Annotated in this window: 5 protein-coding genes; all 5 read right to left on the bottom strand. The window is 41.7% G+C overall.

Translation table 11 applies throughout. The annotated features are described in order from the left end of the window. The coding region (locus IE163_RS07070; RefSeq protein ID WP_189431705.1) for a transposase at window positions 1-307 on the bottom strand (307 nt) is incomplete at its 3' end. Window positions 308-467: 160 nt separating this feature from the next. Then, window positions 468-977 carry a hypothetical protein gene (locus tag IE163_RS07075; RefSeq protein ID WP_189431707.1) on the bottom strand — a complete coding sequence of 170 codons (510 nt, stop codon included), beginning with the start codon at window positions 975-977 and terminating at the stop codon, window positions 468-470. A gap of 86 nt (window positions 978-1,063) precedes the next feature. Then, window positions 1,064-1,477 (bottom strand): hypothetical protein, encoded by a 414-nt coding sequence (locus IE163_RS07080; protein ID WP_189431710.1) that lies wholly within the window; start codon window positions 1,475-1,477, stop codon window positions 1,064-1,066. Between the two features lie 122 nt (window positions 1,478-1,599). Beyond that, entirely contained in the window at window positions 1,600-1,842 is a 243-nt protein-coding gene (locus IE163_RS07085) for a hypothetical protein (RefSeq protein ID WP_189431712.1), read from the bottom strand. Window positions 1,843-1,978: 136 nt separating this feature from the next. Beyond that, window positions 1,979-2,308: a hypothetical protein gene (locus IE163_RS07090; RefSeq protein ID WP_189431714.1), complete on the bottom strand. Its 330-nt coding sequence runs from the start codon at window positions 2,306-2,308 to the stop codon at window positions 1,979-1,981. Window positions 2,309-2,773 lie beyond the last annotated feature (465 nt).

Genomic DNA, 2,773 nt, shown 5'->3' on the forward strand with positions numbered 1-2,773 from the left:
AGTGCGGCACCGTATCGCACGACAACGCTTTAAAGATGATATTGGTTTCGCAGCACCACTGGATTTCACGGCTCGAGATAATACCCTTGGAGTAAGCAAACAAAATAATCTTTAACAGCACAGCCGGATCATACGCAGGGCGACCGTTGTCCTCATTCTGGTATTTGCAGTGAAATATCGACAAGTCCAGCTTGTTATCAATCAGGTAATGAATGGCATGTTCAAAGGTGCCAGGCTGCAGTTGATCAAGATAATTAATCACCACCATGGCATTTTGGTTGTAGTCGTAAGGAATGTATTTAGGCATAAGGCGCTGTCCACTTTTCGACCAGACAACGCTATTTGATCACAAACTCGATCGCGTGAAAAGAGGTTTTTCTACAGCCTCAACGCGCGCCTAAACGGCGAGCAACTTGTTGCGAGTCCAGCGGACTTAGACCGCGATGTTTAAGGCGTTTGTTATACACTTATGGCAACTTCTCAATTTCTTGAAAGGCTAACCCAAAGTAATGAGATTCTATTATCTTAACCTCGCCATCAACAACACTGAAAATAACTTTGCCTTTGTTATGGCTTTCAAAAAGTCTTCCATCAGTCGATTTTAAGTAATGAAACGCTTCAGACGTGAAAACTGCATCTTGCCCAGTTTGAGCTATTTCAATGACCTCGGATATTGTTTTTTCTTTAGCAAGAGTGACATAGCATGCATCCATCGCATCCTTAAAAACAAACATTGCTTCATCATAACTTTGCTCTTGAACAATCTCTTTGCCATCAACAACGCTGTAATTAAAGAACTTAGTCTTTCCAAAATAGTATTTTGTTGACTCCTCAAAATCACAACGACTTGAAGCATCAGAAATATGATCGTTAATAGCATCGATCATTTTTTTATCAAGGCTAAGCACAGTAGCTGCGCTAATTACCGTTGAAATCAATATGGTACTAGCAAGTAAAAATGTTCTGGTTTTGTGCACGATTCTTCCTTGGTGTATAACACACGCGAGCAACTTGTTGCTGTTTGAGGTCCAAGCCACGCAGTGGCCGTTGCTGACTGGCCTTGTTAGGCATTTGCCCGCTCACTGCTGCGAACTAACAAGTAAAAACATACTGCCAACAATAGGTAACGCGGTAGCGTTGTTACCATGTTATTTAGTATCTGAGGCTGTGATTGCACAACAAAATACAGCTGCAATAACACCAAAGGTGCGAGTAATAAGGCATAAAAAGTTAAATCTGGCTTTCTGATTACCACCTTACTGGCGAAAGCTACTACTAAAAATGCTGCTGCCAGCGGCACCGCGATGGTGAACAAGTCGACCAGGGTAAATGCAAGTAAGCCTGATACTTTTGCAACAGGTTTTAGAATTTCAGAGGGAATTGCTACCGCAGCACCAATACCAATAATAGCTATTGATGCATAAGCTAGCGCAACACCTAAAATAACTGCGATTACTCGATTTTTAAGTTGATCCATCTACTTACTCCTTTTTTGCCTAACGCAAAGCACTCGGGCGACGAGCTGCGCAGCGGGTTGGCGACCCAGCGACCAACGCGAGCGAGTGCTGCACATTGTTAGGCATTTTTAGCTTAGTCACATCATTCATTGCTTTTAGCCTTACTGGCTAACTTGACTGACAGTCCAATCAACAAAGTGCCTAGCACAATTATGAAAAACAATGGGTATATTGGAGCAGTTACATTGGCGCTATTTAATTTCACACTCGTTGCACTAACCAAAAAATTCATACTAATCGCGGCAATCCATATAAGCCCAAACGAACCTGAAAAAATCAAAAACACTCTCGAATAAAGCATTGCCGTTAAAAATTTAATATTCATAATCTTCCTTGTTCTTGAAAAATGTCACCTGTTATAAAACTTTACTAAAATGCATAACGCCCAAATTTAGCGCGGAGAGCCGCGCAGCGGGTTGACGTCGCAGCCAGCGCAGTTTGCTGGCGATAATATTTGTTTGTTAGCGTCTGTACTCGCAAAGACGCGCAACCTGTTCTTGTGTTTCTTGTGAAAACTGAGCCAATTGCTCATCGGTTAAAACACCATAATGCTTCAAGGCAGCCATTTTAAACACCGCATTACTACGTTTTAGATCATTAAACATTTCAGCGATGGCATCATCTTCTTTTTTTATTTCTTTCCAGAGCTCTAAATAAGCCTCATGCTCTCGACCTTTGCGAGTAGATGATATTTGCTCGATGCGCCGAAAAATTGTCTCGCATGCGGAATTGAGCAAGTTTTCTTTAAGACCGCTAAGTCTTTTCCAATCTTTCTCAGGTACAGATGACATCTGAATTTTCTCCTGAAGACGCTAACAGCTTTGTAGTTTGCAGCGTCCACGCTTTCCAGCCGTGTAAACGCCCTTCTATCTTTGTTAAGAAAAGTACCCTAGCCAATAATTTTCGGTAAATCAATCTATTTATCTATGCCTTATTACTGCATATTGCAGCAAGCAGGGTTTAAACCTGCGCTGTACTTATTTACCAAAACGTTACCTACCGCTGTATTTATATACAAATTCTTTATTACAATTTGTGGGGATGATGGTGGTACCGAAAACACAGCCTTTTTCTGCAATCACTGCTTGGTGATATGGATTGATATGCTTTGCTCAGTAATAGGAAATTTTTGGGGCTGAAAGCGTAAAAGCAAAAAAGCAGCCTTTGGCTGCTTTTTCTAAATTTGGAGCGAGTTACGAGGTTCGAACTCGTGACCTCGACCTTGGCAAGGTCGCGCTCTACCAGCTGAGCTAAAC

The organism is Alishewanella longhuensis (assembly GCF_014653435.1).
Classification (GTDB): domain Bacteria; phylum Pseudomonadota; class Gammaproteobacteria; order Enterobacterales; family Alteromonadaceae; genus Alishewanella; species Alishewanella longhuensis.

Excerpts from the sequence above, each read along its gene's own strand:
- IE163_RS07085 (WP_189431712.1), bottom strand. The coding sequence starts at position 1,842 with ATGAATATTAAATTTTTAACGGCAATGCTTTATTCGAGAGTGTTTTTG.
- IE163_RS07090 (WP_189431714.1), bottom strand. The coding sequence starts at position 2,308 with ATGTCATCTGTACCTGAGAAAGATTGGAAAAGACTTAGCGGTCTTAAA.
- IE163_RS07080 (WP_189431710.1), bottom strand. The coding sequence starts at position 1,477 with ATGGATCAACTTAAAAATCGAGTAATCGCAGTTATTTTAGGTGTTGCG.